General features: G+C 33.9%; 20 protein-coding genes. 17 read left to right on the forward strand and 3 right to left on the reverse strand.

Translation table 11 applies throughout. The features are described 5' to 3' along the window. Positions 1–161: 161 nt before the first annotated feature. Complete coding sequence (locus J8H85_RS02485) at positions 162–1,934, reverse strand: T9SS type A sorting domain-containing protein (protein WP_209652364.1); 1,773 nt, start codon at positions 1,932–1,934, stop codon at positions 162–164. 171 nt (positions 1,935–2,105) lie between these two features. Here J8H85_RS02485 and J8H85_RS02490 point away from each other — a divergent pair, with 171 nt between their 5' ends. After that, positions 2,106–3,398 (forward strand): aminopeptidase P family protein, encoded by a 1,293-nt coding sequence (locus J8H85_RS02490; RefSeq protein ID WP_209652366.1) that lies wholly within the window; start codon positions 2,106–2,108, stop codon positions 3,396–3,398. Between the two features lie 59 nt (positions 3,399–3,457). Here the strand turns inward: J8H85_RS02490 and J8H85_RS02495 are convergent, their stop codons facing one another. Next, positions 3,458–4,780: an aspartate kinase gene (locus J8H85_RS02495; protein WP_209652368.1), complete on the reverse strand. Its 1,323-nt coding sequence runs from the start codon at positions 4,778–4,780 to the stop codon at positions 3,458–3,460. Between the two features lie 136 nt (positions 4,781–4,916). On the opposite strand from J8H85_RS02495, the gene J8H85_RS02500 reads away from it, so the two are divergent. The 4 genes from J8H85_RS02500 to J8H85_RS02515 all read left to right on the forward strand — a co-directional run bounded on the left by J8H85_RS02500 (position 4,917) and on the right by J8H85_RS02515 (position 7,017). Then, positions 4,917–5,573: a hypothetical protein gene (locus J8H85_RS02500; RefSeq protein WP_209652371.1), complete on the forward strand. Its 657-nt coding sequence runs from the start codon at positions 4,917–4,919 to the stop codon at positions 5,571–5,573. A 19-nt stretch (positions 5,574–5,592) separates the two neighbouring features. Next, positions 5,593–6,372: an alpha/beta fold hydrolase gene (locus tag J8H85_RS02505; RefSeq protein ID WP_209652372.1), complete on the forward strand. Its 780-nt coding sequence runs from the start codon at positions 5,593–5,595 to the stop codon at positions 6,370–6,372. A 58-nt stretch (positions 6,373–6,430) separates the two neighbouring features. After that, entirely contained in the window at positions 6,431–6,697 is a 267-nt protein-coding gene (locus J8H85_RS02510; protein ID WP_209652374.1) for a hypothetical protein, read from the forward strand. Between the two features lie 71 nt (positions 6,698–6,768). Further along, positions 6,769–7,017: a hypothetical protein gene (locus tag J8H85_RS02515; protein WP_209652376.1), complete on the forward strand. Its 249-nt coding sequence runs from the start codon at positions 6,769–6,771 to the stop codon at positions 7,015–7,017. Here J8H85_RS02515 and thiL read toward each other — a convergent pair. Then, positions 7,007–8,047, reverse strand: coding sequence for a thiamine-phosphate kinase (gene thiL, locus J8H85_RS02520; protein ID WP_209652378.1), 1,041 nt, complete (start codon positions 8,045–8,047; stop codon positions 7,007–7,009). The two genes, J8H85_RS02515 and thiL, sit on opposite strands and share 11 nt — an antisense overlap. A gap of 256 nt (positions 8,048–8,303) precedes the next feature. Here thiL and J8H85_RS02525 point away from each other — a divergent pair, with 256 nt between their 5' ends. The 12 genes from J8H85_RS02525 (at position 8,304) to J8H85_RS02585 (ending at position 18,203) form a co-directional block, all read left to right on the forward strand. After that, positions 8,304–8,633 (forward strand): HesB/IscA family protein, encoded by a 330-nt coding sequence (locus tag J8H85_RS02525; RefSeq protein WP_209652380.1) that lies wholly within the window; start codon positions 8,304–8,306, stop codon positions 8,631–8,633. A gap of 36 nt (positions 8,634–8,669) precedes the next feature. After that, positions 8,670–9,041 (forward strand): four helix bundle protein, encoded by a 372-nt coding sequence (locus J8H85_RS02530; protein WP_209652382.1) that lies wholly within the window; start codon positions 8,670–8,672, stop codon positions 9,039–9,041. Between the two features lie 29 nt (positions 9,042–9,070). Continuing rightward, positions 9,071–10,519: a Fe-S cluster assembly protein SufB gene (sufB, locus tag J8H85_RS02535; RefSeq protein ID WP_209652384.1), complete on the forward strand. Its 1,449-nt coding sequence runs from the start codon at positions 9,071–9,073 to the stop codon at positions 10,517–10,519. 92 nt (positions 10,520–10,611) lie between these two features. After that, the gene (gene sufC, locus J8H85_RS02540; protein ID WP_209652386.1) at positions 10,612–11,364 is read left to right on the forward strand and encodes a Fe-S cluster assembly ATPase SufC; all 753 of its coding nucleotides are present in this window, start codon (positions 10,612–10,614) and stop codon (positions 11,362–11,364) included. A 92-nt stretch (positions 11,365–11,456) separates the two neighbouring features. After that, complete coding sequence (sufD, locus tag J8H85_RS02545; protein WP_209652388.1) at positions 11,457–12,770, forward strand: Fe-S cluster assembly protein SufD; 1,314 nt, start codon at positions 11,457–11,459, stop codon at positions 12,768–12,770. Positions 12,771–12,907: 137 nt separating this feature from the next. Further along, positions 12,908–14,122: an aminotransferase class V-fold PLP-dependent enzyme gene (locus J8H85_RS02550; protein ID WP_209652390.1), complete on the forward strand. Its 1,215-nt coding sequence runs from the start codon at positions 12,908–12,910 to the stop codon at positions 14,120–14,122. 164 nt (positions 14,123–14,286) lie between these two features. Continuing rightward, complete coding sequence (locus J8H85_RS02555) at positions 14,287–15,363, forward strand: zinc metalloprotease (protein WP_209652392.1); 1,077 nt, start codon at positions 14,287–14,289, stop codon at positions 15,361–15,363. Positions 15,364–15,444: 81 nt separating this feature from the next. Continuing rightward, on the forward strand, positions 15,445–16,218 hold the full coding sequence (locus J8H85_RS02560) for an META domain-containing protein (RefSeq protein WP_209652394.1): 774 nt from the start codon (positions 15,445–15,447) through the stop codon (positions 16,216–16,218). Between the two features lie 129 nt (positions 16,219–16,347). Then, the gene (locus J8H85_RS02565; RefSeq protein ID WP_209652396.1) at positions 16,348–16,770 is read left to right on the forward strand and encodes a SufE family protein; all 423 of its coding nucleotides are present in this window, start codon (positions 16,348–16,350) and stop codon (positions 16,768–16,770) included. A 63-nt stretch (positions 16,771–16,833) separates the two neighbouring features. Continuing rightward, on the forward strand, positions 16,834–17,157 hold the full coding sequence (locus J8H85_RS02570; protein ID WP_209652398.1) for an SUF system Fe-S cluster assembly protein: 324 nt from the start codon (positions 16,834–16,836) through the stop codon (positions 17,155–17,157). A gap of 18 nt (positions 17,158–17,175) precedes the next feature. Beyond that, positions 17,176–17,496: a DMP19 family protein gene (locus tag J8H85_RS02575; protein ID WP_209652400.1), complete on the forward strand. Its 321-nt coding sequence runs from the start codon at positions 17,176–17,178 to the stop codon at positions 17,494–17,496. A gap of 200 nt (positions 17,497–17,696) precedes the next feature. Next, entirely contained in the window at positions 17,697–18,203 is a 507-nt protein-coding gene (locus J8H85_RS02585) for a DUF2480 family protein (protein WP_209652402.1), read from the forward strand. The last annotated feature ends 84 nt before the right edge of the window (positions 18,204–18,287 follow it).

Consider the following 18,287-nt stretch of genomic DNA (forward strand, 5'->3'; position numbering starts at 1 on the left):
TTTAAAAAATAGCCAATATATTCTTATTAAAAAGAAGAAAAAAAATAGAATTACACAACAAACGAAGTGTTTTATTAAATATTTAAAACCTTTAATGGTGTTTATAAAACTATTTACATTGGTTTTACCGTGTTTTACAACCACATTTTATTGAAAAAAACTTAATCTATAAGTATTTTTTTTGTTATTTCTGCTCTATCGGAAACTATCTTAACAAAATACATGCCTTTAGAAGCTCCCAATAAATTAATTGTTTTGGTTCTAGATGCGTTAGACATATCGAATTGAGACACAAGTCTTCCTCTAAGATCATACACCACTACTTTATCTAAATTAACAAGACCAGTATTTTTTACGTAAAACTGACCATTAGATGGGTTTGGATATATATTAATGGCCGCATTCAACTCTTCTTCTTCAACCCCTAAAGAACAAGGATGATTGGTCATTAAAGGCTGCGCGCACACCATTGAACTTGTACTTCTGCTTTGTATAGCATTTGCTGCAGTAATATTGCTAGCACCTAATACACGTTGCTCTTCAGAATTTGAAATAGCGTAGTTCATGACATCATTGGTATTGATAACATGACCTAACATATGACCATGTCCTAATTCATGGAGCACATTACTTTCAAAATCATATTGAGAAATTCCGGTTGAATTGGTAGCTGAACTATAATTCCAATTAGTAGCATCATCAAAAACAACATCAAGCCCTGCCACGAACCAATTTAAATTTGTTCCTGTACCACACCCACTTAAATAATAAGTACACCTTCCTAATTCATTAGGCCCCAATTCAGCTCCATTATCAAACCGAATAACGTTAACACCATCTGAATCAGCAACATCTACAGTAGTTGTTGCTCCAATAATCCAATTAATCCCTGTGGTGCATCGCCAGGTATCAAAAGCCCTTAGAAAAGCAGCTTTAGCATTAGCATTATTATTAAAATCCGTAAACATTTGCAGTGTATATCCCCCTGAACTATTTTCATTGGCATGTTGAATCCTGTAAGCAACAGTACCTCCTTCTTGAGTTACATTGATTTCTGAATAAGTAATAGTTAAAATAGAAGAAGACATCGCACTGGAAGCACTGGCATCTGTTACCATAATTTGCCCAGTACCAGCTTCTGAAGGAATCTCAACTGTAATTTGAGTGTTATTCCAAGTCAATATTTGTGTATTTAAAGCATCAACAAAAGTAGCCCCTCCATCATCTGCATTTCGAAAAGAGACCTTTCCTTTTGTACTTCCAAAACCAGTCCCATTAATGGTTAAAATACTTTTTGTACCAGCGGTAGAAGTTGTTGGCGTAAAAGTTATTGAACCTGGAACAAGTGCAACTTTACTTTGTGATGATTTTAAAAGTGTTGACTGCACAGTAAAATCAGACAGTTCAATATAATTTGATTTTGTATAACTCATTATCTCATTATAAAAAGCAGAAGCTATTCCTTGTTTTTTATTAAAAGTATTAACAGCCACATTATCATATAAATTATACTTATAAAAACCTTGAGAAGACCCATAAGGCTTATACTGTTTTATTGAAGATTTTTCATTCAATTTCATTACAACATTACTGTTATACAATGTAAACACACCCAAATCCCCATTATTTAACTTCAAACTTGGACTTACAATTTCAGCAGATAATCCTACAGTTCCTCCAGGGGTTATCACTTCTATAGTCGCCAATGTTTCTCCTTTAAAAACTTTATAAACATAAATAGTATTAGAAGTGTAGATATGTTTATTTTCAGCATCCCAAAAAGATTTTTGTGAAATCACCTTCCCTTCCACTACTAAGCTTGAATTTTCAATTTGTGTTTTTAATGAAACTTCTTTTAACATCAATTGAGCAAATATTACCTGAAAATTACTTAGTCCTATAGCTAGAAAAATCAACAAATAATTCTTTTTCATAATACATGTTTTTGTTAAAATCTGGTTAAAAAACGAGGTAATACCAAATATAACAAATTTTTACACATGATTTAAGTAGTTTTGTTACTTAATACTTAAATTATAATCATTTTGAAAATATCAAATCTTGTTTGATACAGGATTGATTTTCAGCGAATTTAAAATTGTCACATGAAATATTTACCTATAAACTCTTCACTTTTTATTAACAACAGAAAAAACTTTACTGCAAAAATGAAGCCTAGCAGTTTGGCTGTTTTTAATTCTAATGACATATATCCGATAAGCGCCGATAGCACCATGCCTTTTCAACAGCATCGTGATATTTTTTACTTAAGCGGCGTAGACCAAGAAGAAAGCATTTTGGTTTTGTTTCCCGATTGCCCAAAAGAAAAACATCGTGAAATTTTATTTCTTAAAGAAACCAATGCCCATATTGCTGTTTGGGAAGGAGAAAAGCTTACCAAAGAAGCAGCTTTTAAAACCAGTGGCATAAAAACGGTATATTGGCTTCAAGACATGGAGAAAATCATGTTTGAATTAATGACGCAGTGCGATACGGTATACATAAACACCAACGAACACTACCGAGCCAATGTTGAAACCGAAACCCGCGAAGACCGTTATACCAAATGGCTAAAAGACAAATACCCAGCACACAGTGTTGCTAAAAGTGCGCCTATTTTACAACGCCTTCGCTCGGTTAAAAACCCTATTGAAATTGATCTAATCCAACAAGCGTGCAACATTACCGAAAAAGGATTTCGACGTGTTTTAAATTTTGTAAAACCGGGTGTTTGGGAATATGAAATTGAAGCGGAACTGATGCACGAATTTTTGCGTAACCGTTCTAAAGGATTTGCATATACCCCTATTATCGCTTCAGGAAACAACGCCAATGTGTTGCATTATATTGAAAACAACAAACAATGTAAAGCAGGTGATTTAATTTTATTTGATACCGCTGCTGAATATGCAAATTATGCCAGTGATTTAAGTAGAACCATTCCTGTTTCCGGAAGATATTCCGATAGACAAAAAGCCGTTTACAATGCCGTTTTAAGGGTGAAAAATGAGGCCACTAAAGTATTAACCCCAGGAACTATTTGGGCTGATTACCATGTTGAAGTAGGCAAAATAATGACTTCAGAATTATTAGGCTTAGGTTTGTTGGACAAGGCAGATGTGCAAAACGAAAACCCCGATTGGCCTGCTTACAAAAAATACTTTATGCACGGAACAAGCCACCATATGGGATTGGACACGCATGATTATGGTATTTTAACAGAACCGATGCAAGCCAACATGGTTTTTACCGTAGAACCTGGCATCTATATTCCTGAAGAAGGCTTTGGCATTCGATTGGAAGATGATGTGGTCATTCAAAAAACCGGCGAGCCTTTAAATTTAATGAAAAACATTCCTATTGAAGCTGAAGAAATTGAAGATTTAATGAATTCATAAAAAAGAAAAGGGCTGTTTAAAAACAGCCCTTTTTGCGTACAACACTAAAGTTTTGCAATTTACAGAGTGACTAATTCAAATAAATAATCGTTTAGTTTTTGCAGCGTATTAATCTTATTTTTGGTATCAACCAAAAGTGAAATATTGTTATTGCTTCCTCCGTAGGAAATCATTCTTATTTTTACATCTTGTAGTATTTGGAACAATTTGTGTGTTTCTTGGTGGTTTACAACCGAATGCCCAACCAAACAAATAATACTTTGGTTTTTATCAACCTCAATGGTCGCAAATTTTTCTAATTCTACTAAAATTTTGTCTAAGTTTTTATCATCATCAATAGTTAAAGACACAGCAACTTCCGATGTTGTAATCATATCTATAGACGTTTCATAAACTTCAAAAATCTCAAACACCTTTCTTAAAAAACCGTGCGCTTGTAGCATTCTGCCAGATTTTATTTTAATAGCAGTAATACCATCTTTAGCAGCCATGGCTTTCACACCACTTTCAGAATGATCGTTATTAATTAAAGTTCCATAAGCCTCTGGATTCATGGTGTTCTTTAATCGCACTGGGATATTTAAAAATCTAACTGGTGTAACCGTTTGCGGGTGTAAAATTTTAGCTCCGAAATATGCTAATTCTGCCGCTTCATCAAATGATAAATTTGAAATTGGCCTTGTATTCTCAACATATCTTGGGTCGTTATTATGCATCCCATCAATATCAGTCCAAATTTGTACTTCTTCAGCGTTAATAGCAGCACCAATAATAGTTGCTGTATAATCGCTTCCACCTCGTTGAAGGTTAGAAATAACACCCTTATCATCTAAACAAATAAATCCTTGTGTGATGTAAATTTGAGCATCTTCAGCCTTAGCAAACGTGGTTTTAAAATGTTCTTTAATATAATCTAAATCAGGGTCTTTAGCAGCATCAATACGCATAAAGCTTAATGCAGGCAATAATGCTGAACTTACACCTTCTTGATTTAAATAGCTATTCACCATATAAGTTGAAAGCAACTCACCTTGGGCCACAATTTGATTTTCTAATTCTACAGCATATGGCTTAGCTGTACAGGCAACCAATAAATCAAAAACACTTGAAACGTATGCTTTTACATCCTTATTTAAAGAAGCATCGCTTAACAGGTTATCTATTACTTTGATATATGTTTCATGAAGCGCATTGATTTTATCAACAGCCTCATGTGCTTCATTGTCTGCAATATGTTTTGAAATAGCAACTAACTGATTGGTGGTACCAGACATAGCCGATAATACAACAATCTTTTTTTCTCCGTCGTTAATAATATTTTTAACGTTACATATATTTTCAATCGATCCTACCGAAGTGCCACCGAATTTTAATACTTTCATACTTTTTATAAGCTAAATCGTTTATCTAATTGATTCATTTGATATCAATTAGGCAGCGAATGTATAACTCCTAAGCCTAAAAAAGATATTTATTAAAAAATATGTTTATTTTTGCACATATTGTTAAATAATTAACATGAAGACTGTATCAAACTGTGTAGAAGACATTTTAATCACACAACCTTATTTAGAAGAAGCTCTTTCCAGAAACATCATAAATTTCAGTGCTTTGGCCATTGAGCTGACCGAACCTATTAGCAAAATGCTGAAAAAGGATGTAAAACCTGGTGCTATTATGATGGCATTAAGACGCTATAACCCGCCACCAGCATTATCAAATAGTGTGAAAATGAAAAAATTCATGCAGAATTTGGGCGATATTACGGTACGTTCAAACCTTACGGATTTTACCATAAAAAATTCTGAAACCATAATCGACAATCATGCCAAAATTTTAGATAAAATCAATCAAGAATCTAAATTATTCTACACGTTTACCAGAGGAATACACGAAAGCAACATCATCATTTCAAGCAGCTTAAACGACTTTATCAAAGAAAATTTAAAAAACGAAAGTTTTATAGCTATTCAAGACGGACTTGCAGCAATTAGTGTAAATCTTCCGCAAGACAACTCCAAAATAGCAGGATTATATTATCAATTTTTTAAGCGTTTAGCTTGGGAAGGCATTGTACTTTACGAGGTAATTTCTACAACCAACGAATTTACCATTTTAGTTGAAGATGAATTTGTAGACAAAGCCTTTACGGCTATAAAAAAGGTGAAAGCTTAGTTTTAAATTGTTTTTGAATATGACATTACCATATAAGGGCATCCAAATAAATTATACAGACACAGGAAAAGGACACCCTGTGGTTTTACTTCACGGATTTTTAGAAAACCTGACCATGTGGGATGCTTTCATTCCTGAACTGAGCAAAAACAACCGAGTTATTTGCATTGCTTTATTAGGACATGGAAAAACCGGATGCTTAGGCTATGTACACACCATGGAACTTATGGCGGAAGCTGTTGAAGCCGTTTTAAACCATTTAAAAATTGCACAATCCACTATAATTGGGCATTCTATGGGTGGTTATGTGGCGCTCGCTTTCGCTGAAAAAAACCCAGAAGCTTTAAAAGGATTGTGCTTAATGAACTCGACGGCATTAGCAGATACGGAGGAAAAAAAGCAAAACAGAGACCGTGCTATTGTAGCTGTAAAACAGAATTATAAAACCTTTATTAGAATTGCCGTAAATAATTTATTCAGACCAAAAAACAGAATTGCTTTTTCTGAAAAAATAAAAGACATTATCAATGAAGCACTACAAACACCTTTACAGGGCATTGTTGCAGCTTTAGAGGGTATGAAAATTAGAGAAGATAGACAACACGTTCTCCAATCATCTAACTTTAATAAAATGATGATTATCAGCAAAAAAGACCCTGTTTTAGATTACGAAACACTCATTAACCAAACCAAGAACAACAATGTTAAAGTCGTTGAATTTCCAGATGGACATATGAGCCATATTGAAAATGAAAGCGATTTCCTAAGCACGATAGTGCATTTCATCGAAAATATATAGCGTTTTGACGATTTATGTGGTTTTTTTATTTACTTTTATTGTCCAAACAATATAAATCATGAAAAAAACCACAACCAAACAAGCATTCATCCCAAAGATGTATTGCAACCTTTTCGGGCATGATTATCAAGTAACTAAAAAGGTTACTTATCATGTAAAAGAGTACACTTGCTCACATTGCAAAAAACAATTAACGACAAGCAGTAACGGAAGTTTAATTGAATTAACTCCAAAATTTAAAGAAATTAATGCCATTTTAGAACGCATTCACAACTCAAGGATGGAACGTTCAAAGGAAAAAAGAATCGTTTCGTCGATTTACTAATATGTTTTAAAAATTTCTGATTCATTTTCTATAATTTAATGGTCCCTTAAGTAGCTAATTAAAATATATTAATGAAAAAAATCCCTTGTCTGGTATTCGGGCATGATTTTAAAGTAACCCGTAACGTTACTTATCATGTTAAAGAATACGCATGTAAAACGTGTAACAAACAACTTACCACAAATAGCAGTGGCCACTTGACAGAATTAACACCTCAGTTTAAAGAAATTAACGATGTGTTAGAGCGCATTCATAAAAAACGCATTTCTAAAAACAATCGCAAAAAAATTAAAAGTGATTTACTAGTGTTTAGCCATTAAAGTTTTTCCAACCTTGTGCTTTAATAGGTATTCTACTATCGCCTCTGGTTACTAAATGCATGCCATCATTTGCTTCCTTCATATAACCAATAACACTAAAATTAGGGTTTGCTTGTATTTTAGGAAAATCGTCTTGGGAAATTGTAAACAACAATTCATAATCTTCACCGCCGTTTAAAGCAACGGTTGTACTATCAATATTAAATTCCTCACAGGTTGAAATCACTTGTGGGTCTAACGGAATTTTATCTTCGTACAAATCGCAACCTACATTACTTTGTTTGCATAAATGAATAATTTCAGATGACAAACCGTCACTTATATCAATCATAGAAGTAGGTTTTACATCTAAATCTTTCAGCAATTTAATAATATCTTTTCGTGCTTCAGGTTTCAATTGACGCTCAATAATATAAGTATAAGGCTCTAAATCAGGCTGATTATTTGGGTTCACTTTGTAAACTTCCTTTTCGCGTTCAAGCACCTGAAGCCCCATAAAAGCAGCACCTAAATCGCCGGTAACAACTAGCAAATCTTTAGGTTTTGCACCACTTCGGTAAACTTCATCTTCAGCTTCACCAATAGCAGTTATAGAAATTAAAAGTCCTGTGTTAGAAGATGTGGTATCGCCACCAACTACATCAATATTATATATTTTTGCAGCAGTTTCAATACCGGCATAAATATCCTCTAGTGCTTCCACTGGAAATCTATTGGATACGGCAATAGAAACTGTAATTTGTGTTGCCTTTGCATTCATTGCATACACATCCGATAGGTTTACAACAACTGCCTTATACCCTAAATGTTTTAGTGGCATGTAACTTAAATCGAAATGCACGCCTTCCACCAACAAATCGGTAGTAAGAACAATTTTTTTGTTTTCAAAATTTAAAACAGCGGCATCATCGCCTATTCCCTTAATAGTTGAGCTGTGATTTATCTTAAAATTTTTGGTTAAATGGTCTATCAATCCAAATTCCCCAAACTCGCTTAATGGTGTACGTTGCTGGTTTTTATCTTCTATCATAGTGCAAAAATAAGAAGCTTATTGATATAAACCTTCATGCTTTGGTTAATAAAAATTCAAATTATCAAACTAAATATTAAAAAAACACAAGTATTCGCGCATTTTTTAATCAATAAGAAAAACCTATAAAACTATATGCTAATATAATGTTAGGTTATATGGAAATCCATGACTTATATTGTATATTTGCAACCTATTTAGAAGTCGTCTTAATAAAAATAGTCATTAAAACGCATCTAAATCTAATAAAAAACATATGATAAAAGTTTCTGAAACAGCTAAGAAAAAAGTTATCGAACTTATGCAAGAAGATGGCTTTAACCCTGCTACCGATTTTGTGCGTGTAGGCGTTAAAAGTGGCGGTTGTTCTGGGCTATCTTACGATTTAAAGTTTGATAAAGAAAATAAAGAAGATGATAAAGTATTTGTAGACAATGATGTTAAGATTATTGTAGACAAAAAAAGTTTCCTGTACCTAGTAGGAACTACTTTAGAATACTCAGGAGGATTGAACGGTACTGGGTTTGTATTTAATAATCCAAATGCAAATCGCACATGTGGTTGCGGTGAAAGTTTCTCACTTTAAGTTTATAAAGTAGAAAGTAAAAAAGTTTTAAAGTAGATGGCTAAGTTTAATTCTTTTGAAGAAATAATATCATGGCAAAAGGCAAGAGAATTAAACAAAGATATTTACAACTTAACAAAAGAAAATAAATATTTCAATGCTGATTTTGGTTTAAGAGACCAAATAAGACGGTCAAGCATTTCAATTTCTTCAAACATAGCTGAAGGTTTTGAAAGAGAAACAACAAAAGAGTTCATTCGCTTTTTATATATTGCAAAAGCTTCCTCAGGAGAGTTTCGCTCGCAATTATATTTAGCTTTTGATATAAATTATTTAAGTTCAGATGAATTTGAAAAATTAAAGTTAAAAGTAAATGAAGTTTCAAAGTTAATTAGTGGTTTAATTAAATACCTGAATTCAACTTTATAACTTTCTACTTTACAACATTAATACTAATTATGAATAAATATACTGAAGACGATTTAAGGGAAGAACTTAAAACCAAGGAATACGAATACGGATTTTATACCGATATAGAATCTGACACATTTCCTGTGGGTTTAAATGAAGATATTGTTCGTGCTATTTCCCATAGAAAAGAAGAGCCAGAATGGATGACCGAATGGCGCTTAGAAGCCTTTCGTGCTTGGGAAAAAATGATTGAACCAGAATGGGCTAATGTACATTACACCAAACCAGATTTTCAAGCCATTTCGTACTACTCAGCACCAAACAGCAAGCCTAAATACAATAGTTTAGATGAAGTAGACCCAGAGTTATTAGCAACATTTGCTAAACTTGGCATCTCTTTAGACGAGCAAAAGAAACTATCTGGTGTTGCTATGGACGTGGTGGTAGACTCCGTTTCTGTAGCTACAACTTTCAAGAAAACTTTAGGTGAAAAAGGCATCATTTTTTGCTCTATTTCTGAAGCGTTGCGTGAGCATCCAGATTTAGTTAAAAAATACATCGGTACCGTTGTGCCACAAAAAGACAACTTTTACGCCGCTTTAAACTCGGCTGTATTTAGTGATGGAAGTTTCTGCTACATTCCAAAAGGCGTTAAATGCCCCATGGAACTTTCTACTTATTTTAGAATAAACCAAGCAGGAACAGGACAATTTGAAAGAACCTTGGTTATTGCCGATGAAGGTAGTTACGTTTCTTATTTAGAAGGTTGTACTGCACCTAGTCGTGATGAAAACCAATTACACGCAGCCGTTGTAGAGCTTATAGCTTTAGATGATGCCGAAATAAAATATTCAACCGTTCAAAACTGGTATCCAGGAAATGCTGAAGGTAAAGGTGGTGTGTTCAATTTTGTAACCAAACGAGGTTTATGCGAAAAGAACGCTAAAATTTCTTGGACACAGGTTGAAACTGGAAGTGCTGTTACTTGGAAATACCCATCTTGTGTATTGAAAGGTGATAACTCGGTTGGTGAGTTTTACTCTATTGCAGTAACAAACAACTACCAACAAGCCGATACGGGAACGAAAATGATTCATTTAGGTAAAAATACCAAATCGACCATCATTTCTAAAGGTATTTCAGCAGGAAAATCTCAAAACAGCTACCGCGGATTGGTAAAAATTAGTCCGAATGCCGATAACGCCCGTAACTTTTCGCAATGCGATAGTTTGCTAATGGGTAACGAATGTGGTGCACACACCTTTCCGTACATTGAAGCTAAAAACAAATCGGCTAAAATAGAACACGAAGCAACCACTAGTAAAATTGGTGAAGACCAAATTTTCTATTGCAACCAACGTGGAATAGATACCGAAAAAGCGATTGCATTAATTGTAAACGGTTTCAGTAAAGAAGTATTAAATAAACTTCCTATGGAATTTGCTGTAGAAGCTCAAAAACTATTGGAAATTAGTTTAGAAGGCTCGGTAGGATAAAATAAAAAACAACAAAATTCAAATAACAAATTCCAATAGAAATAACTCTTGTGGGATTTGGAATTTAAAAATTGGAATTTCAAATAAATAGTATGTTAAAAATTGAAAATTTACACGCAAGTGTTGAAGATAAAGCCATTTTAAGAGGCATTAATTTAGAAGTTAAAGCTGGAGAAGTTCACGCTATTATGGGGCCAAACGGTTCTGGAAAAAGCACATTAGCTTCTGTAATTGCTGGAAAGGAAGAATATGAAGTAACCGAAGGAGATATCACATTTAACGGTGAAGACATTCATGAATTAGCTGCTGAAGAGCGTGCTCACAAAGGTGTGTTTTTATCCTTCCAATATCCTGTTGAAATTCCAGGCGTTTCGGTAACAAACTTCATGAAAACTGCTATTAACGAAACACGAAAAGCCAAAGGATTGGAAGACATGCCTGCTAAAGATATGTTGAAGTTAATCCGCGAGAAATCGGAACTATTGGAAATTGATAGAAAGTTTTTATCACGTTCTTTAAATGAAGGCTTTTCAGGTGGTGAAAAGAAGCGTAATGAAATTTTTCAAATGGCTATGTTAGAACCTAAATTGGCTATTCTAGATGAAACCGATTCTGGTTTGGATATCGATGCACTGCGTATTGTTGCCAATGGTGTAAACAAACTTAAAAGCAAAGACAACGCGGTTATTGTTATTACGCATTACCAACGTTTGTTAGATTATATCGTTCCAGATTTTGTACACGTACTTTATAACGGACGTATCGTAAAATCGGGCGGAAAAGAATTAGCGCACGAGCTTGAAGAAAAAGGATACGACTGGATTAAAGAAGAAGTGAACGCTTAAAAATAAGTTAAAAGTAAAAAGTTTTTAAAGTTTAAAAGTTACACGCATTCAACTTTTTACTTTCAAACTTTTAAACATTTCAACTCAACAAAATGGATTTAAAAGAAAAATTAACAGCATCCTTTTTAGCATTCGAAAATCAAGTAGATACGGATACCTACGTACACGATGTTAGAAACGAAGCCATCAAAATATTCGAAGAAAAAGGCTTCCCTACCAAAAAGGAAGAAGCTTGGAAATACACCTCTTTAAACAGCGTTTTAAAAGAAGACTACAGCGTTTTTCCAAAAAAAGAAAACGCCATAGAATATAACGATGTAAAAAAATATTTCATCCACGATATCGACACTTTTAATGTGGTGTTTATTGACGGAAAATATTCTTCGCACCTTTCGCAAACTACGCACGACGGATTGGACGTTTGCTTAATGTCATCCGCATTAACAAAACCAAAATACCGTTTAATTATTGAAAACTATTTCAATAAGGCAGCTACTAAAGACAGCTTGCCTTCATTAAACACAGCTTTTTCAAGCGAAGGTGCCTACATTCATATTCCAAAAAACAAACTGGTTCAAAAGCCTATTCAAATCATTTATTTTTCAACAGGTAACGAAGCAGCAACCATGTTGCAACCGCGTAACCTAATTGTGGTTGATGAGAATTCGCATGTACAAATCATTGAGCGTCACCAAAGTTTAACCGATAACCCTGTTTTAACCAACAGCGTTACAGAAATTTTCACTAACAAACGCGCCATTGTCGATTATTACAAAATTCAAAACGACAACCAAAGCGCTACACTTATAGACAATACTTTTATTAAACAAAAGCAAGAAAGTGTTGCTTCGGTGCATACTTTTGCATTTGGCGGTAAATTGGTACGTAATAATTTGAATTTCTACCAAACAGGCGAACGTATCGAATCTACCCTAAAAGGTGTTACCATTATTGGCGACAAACAACATGTAGATCACAATACATTAGTTCACCATATTGAACCAAATTGCGAAAGCCATCAAGATTACAAAGGTATTTTTGGCGAAAACTCTACAGGTGTTTTTAACGGAAAAATCATCGTTGAAAAAGAGGCTCAAAAAACCAATGCTTTTCAAGCCAATAACAACATTTTAATAAGCGACAAAGCAACCATAAACACCAAACCCCAGCTAGAAATTTTTGCTGATGATGTAAAATGTTCTCACGGTTGCACCATTGGTCAATTAGACGAAAGCGCCATGTTTTACATGCGTTCGCGCGGAATTCCAGAAAAAGAAGCCAAGGCACTTTTAATGTACGCCTTTAGTAACAATGTGTTAAGCTCGGTTAAAATCCCTGAAATTAAACAACGTATTACTAAAATTATCGCCAACAAATTAGGCGTTAATATTGGTTTCGACCTATAAAAATATATTGTCATTCCCTCGAAAGGGGGAATCTCATGATGTTTTAATTATATTTTTTTGAAGCTAATCCCGCTTTCGGCAGTCGCTCTCTGCGAGGAGCTCCAACAAATGCCTCAATCGGGGCTAAACATAAACCCATGTTCAACGTAGAAACCATTCGAAAAGACTTCCCCATTCTTTCTCGCAAAGTAAATGGTAAACCTTTGGTGTATTTTGATAATGCAGCAACCTCACAAACCCCACAACAGGTTATTGATGTTATTGTAGATTATTATTCAAATTACAACGCGAATATTCACCGTGGCGTGCATAGTTTAAGTCAAGAAGCTACCGATAAATACGAACAAGCCCGACAAAAAATCCAAAATCATTTCAATGCAAAACATGCGCACGAAATTATATTCACATCGGGTACAACGCATGGTATCAATTTAGTTGCTAACGGTTTTTCATCACTATTAAAAAAAGACGATGAGATAATTGTTTCAGCATTGGAGCATCACAGTAACATTGTACCATGGCAAATGCTTTGCGAGCGTTCTGGAGCTACTTTAAAAGTCATTCCCATGAACCAAGAAGGCGAATTGGTAATGACCGAATACGATAAATTACTATCCAAAAACACCAAACTTGTTTTTGTAAATCATATTTCAAACGCCTTAGGCACTATCAATCCTATTGAATATATCATTGAAAAAGCGCACCAAGTAGGTGCTGCCGTTTTAATTGATGGCGCACAATCTTGTCCTCACATAAAACCCGATGTTCAAGCTTTAGATGTCGATTTTTATGTAGCTTCAGCACACAAAATGTGCGGACCAACAGGCGAAGGCATGTTGTACGGAAAAGAAAGTTGGCTAAAAAAACTACCGCCTTACCAAGGTGGTGGCGAAATGATAGCCGAAGTAACCTTTGAGAAAACCACGTATGCCGATTTACCTCATAAATTCGAAGCTGGAACCCCAAACATTTGTGGCGGTATCGCTTTTGGAGCCGCTATCGATTATATGAACGCTATTGATTTTGATGCTATTGCCAAATACGAACACGAACTTTTAGAATACGCCACAAAGCAATTATCTCAAATTGATGGATTAAAATTCTACGGTACTTCAAAGCATAAAACGTCCGTTATTTCTTTTAATTTAGAAGGCATTCACCCATACGACGTTGGAACTATTTTAGATAAATTAGGAATTGCTGTTCGAACGGGTCATCATTGTGCGCAACCTATTATGGATTATTATAAAATTCCAGGAACGGTTCGTGCTTCTTTTGCTTTTTACAACACCAAAGAAGAAATTGATATTTTTGTTTCTGGTGTTAAAAAAGCAAAAATGATGCTTTCTTAAATAAATCTATTACGCTTTACATCTTTATTTTTTAATTTCATTTTGTTATTTATTTAACAAATACCTATGTTTTGTCAAATAAATAACAATTTTATTGCTAAAACTTTAATTTTCTTTCAATTTTTTTTTATATTCAGATCGACTAATTCAAATATATTTAAAAAATGAAAAAATTACTTTTAAGCATGGCCACTTTAGCCTTGCTAATTACTGCATGTAGTGACGAATCAAAAGAAGCCCCACTGCAAGAACAACAAATTGATATGAGCGATTTTTATGTCTATACAGAAAGTAGCGAAAATTTAAGTTCTAAATCCGTTAACTCTAACAAAAATTACACTTCATGCTATACCATGGAAGTATTAAACAAGCTACTAATTGAAAATCCAGGATTAGAAAAAAAAATGTATGACATTGAATTTCATACAAGAAAATTTATTAATGCAAAAGGAAAACCTACCAATCCTGGTGGAGGCAATAACGGTGGTTCTGATACAGAAGAAGATATTGATGTGCTACCTATTGATGATGGTTTAGGAACCGTTAATATTCCCGTGTATTTTCATATTGTACTGCCAAATGCCAACGATGTAACCAACTCGCAAATACAATCTCAAATGAGTGTATTAAACAGTGATTTTAATAGTTCTAACACAAACCAATTACCTTCGGGCGCTACCAATTTTGTGAACGATGCTACCACTACTAATATCAACTTTACTTTAGCCGGTACTTACAGATATAATAACAGTACTGCATCTTGGGGAACCAATAATGCGGTAAAAGCTGCCTACCCTCCTATCACACCAGAAACCCATTTAAATGTTTGGGTTTGTAATATTGGTGGCGGTATATTAGGATATGCACAATTCCCGGGAGGTAATTCAAATACAGATGGGGTTGTTTTATTGCATTCTAGCTTGCCAGGTGGCTCTGCTGCTCCTTATAATTTAGGCAGAACAGCAACCCATGAAGTTGGACATTATTTAAACTTACGCCATATCTGGGGTGATGGAAGATGTAAGCAAGATGATTTCGTTTTAGATACCCCATCATCTGATGGTGCTAATTACGGATGTCCATCTTATCCAACCATTAATTGTAAATCTACAGACATGACCATGAATTATATGGATTACACAAATGATAGCTGTATGTACATGTTTACAGATGGCCAACGCAATAGAATGCGCGCTCTTTTTACCACAGGTGGTGCAAGAGCAACCATGGCTGGCAATTAAAAACCGATAATTTTATTCAAATATAAAAAGACGCCAACTTTGGCGTCTTTTTTGTATGTTTAAAATCATTAACGATACAACATGAAATTAATACTTATTTTTTTAAGCCTATTTGCTGTAAAAACCTGTGACAACACACAAAATAACATGACTGCGCAAAACACGACGCTTAGTGGCGTTTACCATATTAATTCTTTTTCAGATTTAAACTTAAACGACCATATTCTTACCATTGCCTTTGATGAAGAAACCAAACAAGTTTCCGGATTTTCTGGCTGTAATAGATTTTCTGGAACGTATACTGTAAACAAAAATTCCATAACAATGGGTCCGTTGGCCTCTACCAGAATGTTTTGCGACACTTCCAAAAACAACATAGATACCAAACTATTGGAGTTACTTGCAAAAGTAGATACTTTTAAAACCAACGGCGATTTTTTAAGTTTAGCTTCAAATAACAATGTTCTAATAAATGCCGATAAAACACAAAAAGAAGATGAGCCTATTAGCTTTGAATACGTTGCGCATTCAAGGGGAACATTTAAGCATATTATTATCAGCAAAAAACAAATTTCCATTCAAAATAATAGAGGCGATGCTTCCATTTTAAAAAACATCAATAAAACACATTGGAACACCCTATTAAAAGCTTTAAAACCTATTGACATTGAAAATATCCCAAACCTAAAAGCGCCTTCTGAAAACCGTTTTTTTGATGGCGCCGCTATTGCCAACTTGAAAATCACATACGAAGGCAAAACTTATGAAAGTCAAAGTTTCGATCATGGAAATCCACCCAAAGAAATAGCACAACTTGTTAAAGAAATGCTATCAATTTCAGAAAACATTGAATAGCAACATTTCTTGTTGTATTTTTGCTATATAATTTGATGTCAGGTCGAGCGCACTCGAGACCTCAATTTGTTTTACATATAGAAACAACCTCTCGACTGCGCTCGTGGAGACAACTATAAAATTTTAAGAGTGAGTATTGAAGATATACAAAACGAAATAATAGACGAATTCTCAATGTTTGAAGATTGGGAAGAACGCTACCAATATATGATTGATTTAGGGAAAGATTTACCCCTAATTGACGACCAATACAAAACCGACAGCAACATTATAAAAGGTTGTCAAAGTAAAGTTTGGGTACATGCCGAAATGCAAGACGATAAAATAGAATTTACGGCTGATAGTGATGCCATCATTACCAAAGGTATTATTGCTATTTTAATACGTGTGTTTTCAAACCAACATCCAAAAGATATTATTAATGCAGATATGGGTTTTATTGATAAAATTGGTTTAAAAGAACATTTATCGCCTACCAGAGCAAATGGTTTGGTGAGTATGATAAAACAACTTAAAATGTATGCTATTGCGTACCAAACACAGTTAAAATAAGTTTATTTGTTGATACATTTCGAATAAACACCTCAACAAATAAACAATTAAACATTAGAAAAAATGAGCGAAACAATTGATACTACCGAATTAGGTGAAAAAATAGTAAACGTACTTAAAACCATTTACGATCCAGAAATCCCTGTAGACATCTACGAATTAGGATTGATTTATGATGTATTTGTAAATGAAGATTACGACGTAAAAATTTTAATGACCTTAACAACCCCAAACTGTCCTGTAGCAGAAACATTGCCTATGGAAGTTGAAGAAAAAGTAAAGTCTTTAAACGACGTGAAATCTGCTGAAGTTGAAATTACTTTTGATCCCCCTTGGACACAAGATTTAATGAGTGAAGAAGCAAAACTTGAATTGGGAATGCTATAAGTTTAATCAACACATTTATTGAGACAATTTATCATACTCATATTATCGCTATCCTTATTCAATTCTAATTCACAAGAAAAGTTCAATTTAGAGGATGTACTAAAAACAAAAAGAAGCGATTTAATTATTATGAAAATCAGCACATATCTTAGTAAAAAATCTAAATATGGAGAAAAGGCAGATAGATTAAATCCATCTCAAAAAATATTTTTGTTGATTGACAGTTTAGAGAGTGAAATAAATAATGGTGGTTTCAATCAATTCTATTTTAACTCTAGTGGAAACTTTAGTCACGAAACAGTAGAAGCCCTTCTTCAAATAGGAGCAACTAAAAGTTGAAACAGCAAATTCTAAATTCCCTAATGGAGTCGTTCCCAAAAATTGGTCTGAAAGACAAGACATTTCATTAAAAATTGATGAAGATGTTGAACTATGGAGTGAACAAGACGAAGCATATTATAAATATGAAGACAATATTACTGAACTACTAGTTGCCTTTATAATTAATAATAAAACTGATTTTAAAAATTAAACCAATAATGGCAGATGAAATTATAAATCGCGTTGCGAACAGTGTTTTGGTTACTATCAACCTAGAGGATTATTACCCTAAAGGCCAGCGTATCTTGTTTGATATTAAAGATTGGCTATTTGAAGGTTTCGTTTTACGGGAAAAAGATTTTAGAAACCAAGTAGCCGAATACGATTGGTCTCAATATCAAGATTCGTATGTAGCATTAACTTGTAGTACCGATGCTATTATACCAGGTTGGGCGTATATGCTCATTAGTTTACACCTAGAACCATTTGCAAAAAAAGTAGTTATTGGTAATTTGGAGCTTTTAGAAACTTCCATTTATCAAGATATTTTAAATGACTTAGATGTTTCGGAATTTGAAAACAAACCCCTCATAATAAAAGGCTGCTCAAAAAAACCGGTGCCTCAAAATGCTTACATCATGCTTGCTTCAAAATTAAAGCCTATTGCAAAATCTATTATGTATGGAGAAGCTTGTTCTTCGGTGCCTCTTTTCAAAAAAAAATAATATTAATTGTGACTTTGCAATAAAAAGCGTGTCTAATCTGTAATAATTCTAATACGCAAATTGATAATATAATTATATTTGCAA

Source organism: Mariniflexile gromovii (genome assembly GCF_017814435.1).
GTDB classification, from domain to species: Bacteria; Bacteroidota; Bacteroidia; order Flavobacteriales; family Flavobacteriaceae; genus Mariniflexile; species Mariniflexile gromovii.

Bases quoted from the DNA above. Each gene is read 5' to 3' on its own strand.
- sufC (WP_209652386.1), top strand. From the start codon at position 10,612: ATGTTAAAAATTGAAAATTTACACGCAAGTGTTGAAGATAAAGCCATT.
- J8H85_RS02585 (WP_209652402.1), top strand. From the start codon at position 17,697: ATGGCAGATGAAATTATAAATCGCGTTGCGAACAGTGTTTTGGTTACT.
- J8H85_RS02525 (WP_209652380.1), top strand. From the start codon at position 8,304: ATGATAAAAGTTTCTGAAACAGCTAAGAAAAAAGTTATCGAACTTATG.
- J8H85_RS02560 (WP_209652394.1), top strand. From the start codon at position 15,445: ATGAAATTAATACTTATTTTTTTAAGCCTATTTGCTGTAAAAACCTGT.
- J8H85_RS02550 (WP_209652390.1), top strand. From the start codon at position 12,908: ATGTTCAACGTAGAAACCATTCGAAAAGACTTCCCCATTCTTTCTCGC.
- J8H85_RS02495 (WP_209652368.1), bottom strand. From the start codon at position 4,780: ATGAAAGTATTAAAATTCGGTGGCACTTCGGTAGGATCGATTGAAAAT.
- J8H85_RS02515 (WP_209652376.1), top strand. From the start codon at position 6,769: ATGAAAAAAATCCCTTGTCTGGTATTCGGGCATGATTTTAAAGTAACC.
- J8H85_RS02510 (WP_209652374.1), top strand. From the start codon at position 6,431: ATGAAAAAAACCACAACCAAACAAGCATTCATCCCAAAGATGTATTGC.
- J8H85_RS02530 (WP_209652382.1), top strand. From the start codon at position 8,670: ATGGCTAAGTTTAATTCTTTTGAAGAAATAATATCATGGCAAAAGGCA.
- J8H85_RS02555 (WP_209652392.1), top strand. From the start codon at position 14,287: ATGAAAAAATTACTTTTAAGCATGGCCACTTTAGCCTTGCTAATTACT.
- J8H85_RS02505 (WP_209652372.1), top strand. From the start codon at position 5,593: ATGACATTACCATATAAGGGCATCCAAATAAATTATACAGACACAGGA.
- J8H85_RS02500 (WP_209652371.1), top strand. From the start codon at position 4,917: ATGAAGACTGTATCAAACTGTGTAGAAGACATTTTAATCACACAACCT.
- J8H85_RS02570 (WP_209652398.1), top strand. From the start codon at position 16,834: ATGAGCGAAACAATTGATACTACCGAATTAGGTGAAAAAATAGTAAAC.
- sufD (WP_209652388.1), top strand. From the start codon at position 11,457: ATGGATTTAAAAGAAAAATTAACAGCATCCTTTTTAGCATTCGAAAAT.
- thiL (WP_209652378.1), bottom strand. From the start codon at position 8,047: ATGATAGAAGATAAAAACCAGCAACGTACACCATTAAGCGAGTTTGGG.
- sufB (WP_209652384.1), top strand. From the start codon at position 9,071: ATGAATAAATATACTGAAGACGATTTAAGGGAAGAACTTAAAACCAAG.
- J8H85_RS02490 (WP_209652366.1), top strand. From the start codon at position 2,106: ATGAAATATTTACCTATAAACTCTTCACTTTTTATTAACAACAGAAAA.
- J8H85_RS02485 (WP_209652364.1), bottom strand. From the start codon at position 1,934: ATGAAAAAGAATTATTTGTTGATTTTTCTAGCTATAGGACTAAGTAAT.